Origin of the sequence: Azotobacter chroococcum (assembly GCF_004339665.1) — a bacterium.
GTDB lineage: Bacteria > Pseudomonadota > Gammaproteobacteria > Pseudomonadales > Pseudomonadaceae > Azotobacter > Azotobacter chroococcum.
In genome coordinates this window covers 1-5,547 of sequence record NZ_SMMU01000074.1, presented here as the reverse complement: position 1 = coordinate 5,547, position 5,547 = coordinate 1, and the positions used below count along the sequence as shown (strand labels likewise).

The 5,547-nt window shown below is 58.0% G+C and carries 8 protein-coding genes; 2 read left to right on the top strand and 6 right to left on the bottom strand.

What is annotated here, in order from left to right:
• Positions 1 to 247: 247 nt before the first annotated feature.
• Positions 248 to 1,090 carry an alpha/beta fold hydrolase gene (locus EV691_RS22860; protein WP_131302069.1) on the bottom strand — a complete coding sequence of 281 codons (843 nt, stop codon included), beginning with the start codon at positions 1,088 to 1,090 and terminating at the stop codon, positions 248 to 250.
• A 282-nt stretch (positions 1,091 to 1,372) separates the two neighbouring features.
• On the opposite strand from EV691_RS22860, the gene EV691_RS22855 reads away from it, so the two are divergent.
• Together EV691_RS22855 and EV691_RS22850 are read left to right on the top strand one after the other, a co-directional pair.
• Complete coding sequence (locus tag EV691_RS22855; RefSeq protein WP_131302066.1) at positions 1,373 to 1,660, top strand: type II toxin-antitoxin system HigB family toxin; 288 nt, start codon at positions 1,373 to 1,375, stop codon at positions 1,658 to 1,660.
• Between the two features lie 2 nt (positions 1,661 to 1,662).
• Positions 1,663 to 2,064, top strand: a complete 402-nt coding sequence (locus EV691_RS22850; RefSeq protein ID WP_131253936.1) for a helix-turn-helix domain-containing protein — start codon at positions 1,663 to 1,665, stop codon at positions 2,062 to 2,064.
• A 96-nt stretch (positions 2,065 to 2,160) separates the two neighbouring features.
• Here EV691_RS22850 and EV691_RS22845 read toward each other — a convergent pair whose 3' ends face one another.
• The 5 genes from EV691_RS22845 to EV691_RS22825 form a co-directional block, all read right to left on the bottom strand.
• Positions 2,161 to 2,556 carry a hypothetical protein gene (locus tag EV691_RS22845; protein ID WP_131302064.1) on the bottom strand — a complete coding sequence of 132 codons (396 nt, stop codon included), beginning with the start codon at positions 2,554 to 2,556 and terminating at the stop codon, positions 2,161 to 2,163.
• Between the two features lie 324 nt (positions 2,557 to 2,880).
• The gene (locus EV691_RS22840; protein WP_131302061.1) at positions 2,881 to 3,345 is read right to left on the bottom strand and encodes a hypothetical protein; all 465 of its coding nucleotides are present in this window, start codon (positions 3,343 to 3,345) and stop codon (positions 2,881 to 2,883) included.
• A gap of 204 nt (positions 3,346 to 3,549) precedes the next feature.
• Positions 3,550 to 3,996, bottom strand: coding sequence for a nuclear transport factor 2 family protein (locus tag EV691_RS22835; protein ID WP_165496623.1), 447 nt, complete (start codon positions 3,994 to 3,996; stop codon positions 3,550 to 3,552).
• 82 nt (positions 3,997 to 4,078) lie between these two features.
• Positions 4,079 to 4,804: a DNA-binding transcriptional response regulator gene (locus EV691_RS22830; RefSeq protein ID WP_131302053.1), complete on the bottom strand. Its 726-nt coding sequence runs from the start codon at positions 4,802 to 4,804 to the stop codon at positions 4,079 to 4,081.
• A gap of 209 nt (positions 4,805 to 5,013) precedes the next feature.
• The gene (locus EV691_RS22825) at positions 5,014 to 5,238 is read right to left on the bottom strand and encodes a hypothetical protein (RefSeq protein WP_131302050.1); all 225 of its coding nucleotides are present in this window, start codon (positions 5,236 to 5,238) and stop codon (positions 5,014 to 5,016) included.
• Positions 5,239 to 5,547: the final 309 nt, after the last annotated feature.

Genomic DNA, 5,547 nt, shown 5'->3' with positions numbered 1-5,547 from the left:
TGTATGCGGGACCATTCCCTGTCGCTCAGTCGGCTTCTGTCAGTCATGGCAAAAGCCCAGTTTTAGCACTGGGCTTGCGTCAACAGAACCTAGTCCCACGTAGGGTGGGTTAGGCCGCAGGCCGTAACCCACCGACCGGCCGCAAGGCCGGCAATGGGGATGCCTGCCGGCATCCTTGGCGGGTTACGCCGCATGGCGGCTAACCCGCCCTACGCAACGCAGGCACCGCCGCCTGGCCTGGTACCGGCTATGACCGCACGAAGTCCAGAATCGCCTCCACCGTCCGCGCGGCCCCGTCTCCGAAGAGCATGGTCATGTGGTTGCCGGGCACCTCGACGTAGCGCCCGTCGGCCACCGCCGCGACCGTCTCCAGCGCCTGCTCGCGCGGCAGCACCGGCGGCGTGCCCGGCGGCCCGTAGGCGCCCGGGGCATTGACCAGCAGCATGGGCTGGCGGACGGCGGCCAGATGGCCCGGCCAGTCCTCGGCGAGCAGCCCGTCGAGCGCCTCGCCGATCGCCTCGGGACGCGAGCGCGGCCTGAGCGTGCCGTCGTCGCGGGTTTCCACGTCGGCGCGGTAGGCGCTTTCGATGGCCGGGTCCCACCAGCCCGCGTAGAACGGCATCCGCTTGATCGTCGCCAGATACTCATCCCACGAGGGATGCACCGTACCCAGACGGTCCAGGGACGGCTGGATCAGCTCGCGCACCTGCGGATGGAAGGAACAGGCCGCATCGAGCACCACCAGCCTGCCGACCCGTTCGGGGTAATGCGCCGCCATGTACAGGGCCAGCAGGCCGCCGAACGAATGCCCGCCCAGCACCACCTGCTCCAGGCCCAGCGCATCCAGCAGGCCGACCACGTCGGCGGCATGCTCGGCCATGCCGTAGCCGCGCTCCGGCTTGTCGCTCAGCCCGCGCCCGCGCAGATCCACGGCCAGCACCCGCAGCGCCGGACTCAGCCCCGCCGCGATCAGGCCATCGAAGGCATGGGCATTGGCGGTCAGGCCGGGCATCAGTACCAGCGGCGGCTCGCCGCCGGGATGATCCAGACAGTGCAACTGGATGCCGTTGGTCGGTACGAACCGCTCCATGGGCTGCTTCCTCCGATAGCGGGCAGTGATGGGTGAAGGCTGCCGGAAAGGCTCGCCTTCGATGTTCAGAGGATAGCCGGACGATCCACGGGAGCCCGAAACCAGGGCAATCGCACGAAGCCAAGCATTCTCATTTGAGTCCCTGCAGCTCTGCCCGAGAGTCATCCGAAGTGTTGGCGATAAGCCGGCATATCAGGTTGAATCCAGGATTATCGCAATTTGCTATATTCAGGCTGCTGCCTTATCCTGCAGTCCATAGCAAAATGCGATAAACCGCTCGATATGCACGTCATTACTCAGAAACGCATCTGGGAAGCCAAGGCCAAGTGGCCGCATGCGGCCACTGCCCTGGAGGCCTGGTATCGCTTGATCAAGGCCAGTGCTCCACAGGACTTCGCGGAAATGAAGCGTCTGTTTCCGGCAACAGACAAGGTGGGGCCGCAGCATGTGTTCGACATCGGCGGCAACAAGCTTCGCCTGATCGCCGTTGTGCAGTACCGGGCGCAGAAGGTCTATATCCAGCATGTGCTGGATCATGGCGAATACGACCAAGGTAAGTGGAGGGAATAACCATGTCCGCGCTGATCAAACAAGCCAGCGAACACTGGCGCTATGTGGCCCCCTTGCTCACCAGGCCGGCCAACGAAGACGACTACGATGCCCTGGTCGAAGCCCTGGACGAGTTGCTGGTTATCGTCGGCGACGACGAAAATCACCCCCTTGCCACCTTGGCCTCATACATGGGCGACCTGATCGAAGCCTACGACGAAGCCCACCGCCCCATGCCGAAGGTGAGCGGCGTGGAGATGCTGCGCTACCTGATGCAGGAGCACGGCCTGACTCAGGCCGATCTGCCGGAGATCGGCGCACAGTCCGTCGTTTCCGAACTGCTCAGCGGCAAGCGCCGCCTCAATGTGCGCCATATCCGCGCGCTATCCGAGCGCTTTGGTGTTCCGGCGGATGTTTTCTTTTGAGGTAGACAAGCCCGCCTCTGGCCGAATGCCGATGCCTTGCTCGAAAAGGCGATGTCAGGCGTTATTCAATACAGGCTCAAGAGTTCCAGGTCCGTTTCAGCGTTGTACGCACTTTTCGGTTCCGAAGTTGCCGCCCTTGAACTCGGGCTCGTAGTAATACTTGTCGAAGGTCCATTTGCCGGCGTCGTTTTTGGCGAAGGAGGCTATGCCCGTACCGTAGTCCTTGGTGCTTTGATCCGTCAGGGCGAAGTGGACGGCCAACTGGGTTCCCTGCGCAGCCGCCTGCCCGAGATAGCTGCCGTAGCCGGGCACTTCCAGTTTGAAACCGTAGGCGCCGTACTGGCCGAGGCTCTGCTCGCGAACCAGATCGAGCGTCACGGTCCCGGTATATTTGCCTTCGTGGCGGTCATCGCCGGTGCAATCATAGGTTCCGCTGAAATCGGGCTTCGCTTCGGCGGTGGAACAGAGGGCCAGAAGGCCGAGCAGGGCCATGAGGGAGTGTCCATATACGGAGCTTCAGCGGCAACTGGCAGAGCAGCCGGCCCGCCTGACGGCGGACCTGCGTAATCAGCAGCAGGTTTTCCCGTGATTGTGGTGAACAGCGACACTGTCGGAACAGGCGAGTCCTGCAGCGGAGCAAGGCCGATAACAATGCTGATCCTGGTGATCGATTGAGCGCTTGGCCCCCGCTGCGCGAACTACAGAATGGCCCGGGCGGCAACGCCCATGGAGGGCCGGATATACGAATGCAACCGCACTGACGACAGGGTTGAAACAGCATTACTCACCACTTGTGGGGAGAGTCCATATATGCTGTTATGTATTTACCTCAAGCTGCTCTACCGATTTTATCAATTCGTTCTGTTTTCTTGCTAACTCATTGAGGCGGTTCTGTATTTCTGGAATTGCCTTTAGTGGTTTTTCTTGGTTGCCGTCAGGCAGCATTACAGTATATTGCTGCCCGTTTCTCTGTGCTTCCGAGATAATAAATTTGAGAATATCTTGCTCGAAGGATATTTCTTGATTTATAGCATTTAGCCTGATGCTTAGTGATTGAAGAGCGGCTGCCTTTAGTGCAGTGCTAGCCTGCTCTTGTTGTGCAAGTTGCGCTGCAATTAGAGCATCTTTGGTTTCGGATAACTCTGTTTTTTGAATTAATACGGATTGGGTTAGCCAATAAAAAGCAAAGTATGCAATTAGTGGGTTGATGAGCCCGCCTACAAAATCGCCAAAAGTCCCCCATAGCCCTGCATCTGTTGATAGTTGCTGATCGTTTTTCACGACAAACCATAGCATGTATATGATTGCCGGGGTGATCGCTGCGAAGACTATAAAGTACCGAGATTTTCTTACTTGCGATTCAAGTTTTCCAGGTTCACATTTGTTTCCTGATGTATAACGCCGCGCTTCACCGGCCGAAGCAAGCGTAGCTTGCGAAGGTCCGGTGCAAGCGCTTGTTAGGCGCGTCACACTGACGACGAGCCGTCAGGCCGCGCCACCCCACTGCGCTTTAAGATCAACCGCAGCCCGATAGCTCCCATCCATGTAGAAAGGCACCGACGAGTGATCGTGGACGATGCGCCATCGCCCACTTGTCCTCCGAAGACACATCGTCGTGCGGTACCACATATCCTGATCTTCACCGCCTTGGCGCCCGCGCATTCTGTTGAGCGCTGATACGAACGCCAAGTCGCCGTCGACAGTGAGATTGACGTCGCGCGCATCGATCTGGATTGGCCCGTCCCAGCCGCCAAGCCAGGCTGCGACGCTGTCGCGGTTCATTCCGCGGCGCCCTAGTGGCGGCGCCAGATCGAAAATCACAGCGTCCGGCGCATAGGCGTCGACGATGGCATCTGCGTTGTGGTCAGCGTGCGCTCTTGCCAGTTTTTGGAAGAGCACTTCAATCTCGGCCCTATCCGTTGTCGAACTCATCTCATTCCTCCTTTTCGACGTGACAGTCGTCCCAACACTCGAACGACGGGCTCGTAGATCGACAGACATTGGGAAGAGTCTCCTACGGCGCCTCACTCCAGCGCCTAACGTTCGTGTTCAGCGGCGCGTCCGTTGGAACGGGCGGTTGGGCGTCAAGACCAGAAGATTGAAGGGCTGATATCACAAGACCGAAAAGCTCCCGCGGTTGATTCGTTTGTCCAAACACGCCTCTAGCTTTAGCGGCCTTAATCTCATCAGGATTAGCTGTGCCTGAATAGACAATGTATGGAATTCTTAGCCCCTTACCTTTCAAATAGTCCAGAAGGCCGTAACCTGCTTCGGGGTCACCAAGACGACTAAAATCACTGAGCACAATATCAAAATGTCCTGTGCTCAGTAGCGCCTTAGCCACGGCTGTAGACTGCGCCAGCGTGAATTGCAGTCCAACAACCGAGAGAGCGGCACGCTCGTTATCGTTGTTCGACGGATTATCGTCAAGCCAAAGTATCGACGGTGCTCTTGAGCGGACCGGTATTCTACGAAATGCCTGGTCAATCGCGCTCGCGATGTCGGCGGGAATAATTGTCTTTCCGGGATTTCGTGTCACTTCTGCGGCGGTCAAAGACGCAGCTGCAAGGGCGACCTTGAAACCTTTGTCGGTCCGTTCGATTTGAATATTGTGTAACCGGTCGATCAATCTCGCAAGTGGTGCGTTGAATACTAACAGCACGAAAACGAGAGTGATTGGCCACACCGAGAATCGGAGAAACTTGATCGCTTCGATGGCTATCGGGTCGGACGTATCCATATGGCGCTCCACGGTAAGTTTGGTTCTGTTTCAAGATGACGCCCAACGATTAAGCTAACCGGCAGGCAAAAGCGCAGCTCTGTGCGAGTCCGCTCGATGGAGGGGTTGGGCGTCACGCTACCGAGCACAGCTACATTGTTGCGGCCAAGCGGGAATAAGGCATCGACTGGAACGCCATGCAGATCGCCATTCCGCGGGCGAGGCCTGCGTTAGCGGCGCGCACCTAAGTCCAGAGATAAAGGGAGCCTCGCAACTGTGTCTTCTGGACGACCGAACAGCAACGTGATAATTGAGGCGTCTGCCGGCACAATGAAAAGGGCTTCCGTTTCGAAAGACTGCCGGTCATACACAGCAAAGTTGATCGAGTTCTCTGGCATCAACTCCGCGCCATCGACCGAAAGCCGGACTGTTCCTCTATCAACGTAGTCGCTCATGCCCATAACGTCGGTTACGCGAATGGACAATCGGAGAGCGAATTTTGTCGGGTTACCGTTCTTATCTGCCGAGTACGGCTCCAATTTGGTATCCAGTAGCTTGACGGCATAGTGTCCAGCACGGACCTGACCTGGTTCTTCGGGCTGAGGGTCCCCCTTGGGGGGTTCAGGAGCCCCGGGGCCAACCTTCACAGAAGAATGAGCAGTCGGAGCAGAGCTAGGTTCTGTTGACGCAAGCCCAGTGCTAAAACTGGGCTTTTGCCATGACTGACAGAAGCCGACTGAGCGACAGGGAATGGTCCCGCATAC

Bases quoted from the DNA above. Each gene is read 5' to 3' on its own strand.
- EV691_RS22860 (WP_131302069.1), bottom strand. From the start codon at position 1,090: ATGGAGCGGTTCGTACCGACCAACGGCATCCAGTTGCACTGTCTGGAT.
- EV691_RS22855 (WP_131302066.1), top strand. From the start codon at position 1,373: ATGCACGTCATTACTCAGAAACGCATCTGGGAAGCCAAGGCCAAGTGG.
- EV691_RS22850 (WP_131253936.1), top strand. From the start codon at position 1,663: ATGTCCGCGCTGATCAAACAAGCCAGCGAACACTGGCGCTATGTGGCC.
- EV691_RS22845 (WP_131302064.1), bottom strand. From the start codon at position 2,556: ATGGCCCTGCTCGGCCTTCTGGCCCTCTGTTCCACCGCCGAAGCGAAG.
- EV691_RS22835 (WP_165496623.1), bottom strand. From the start codon at position 3,996: ATGAGTTCGACAACGGATAGGGCCGAGATTGAAGTGCTCTTCCAAAAA.
- EV691_RS22830 (WP_131302053.1), bottom strand. From the start codon at position 4,804: ATGGATACGTCCGACCCGATAGCCATCGAAGCGATCAAGTTTCTCCGA.
- EV691_RS22825 (WP_131302050.1), bottom strand. From the start codon at position 5,238: ATGAGCGACTACGTTGATAGAGGAACAGTCCGGCTTTCGGTCGATGGC.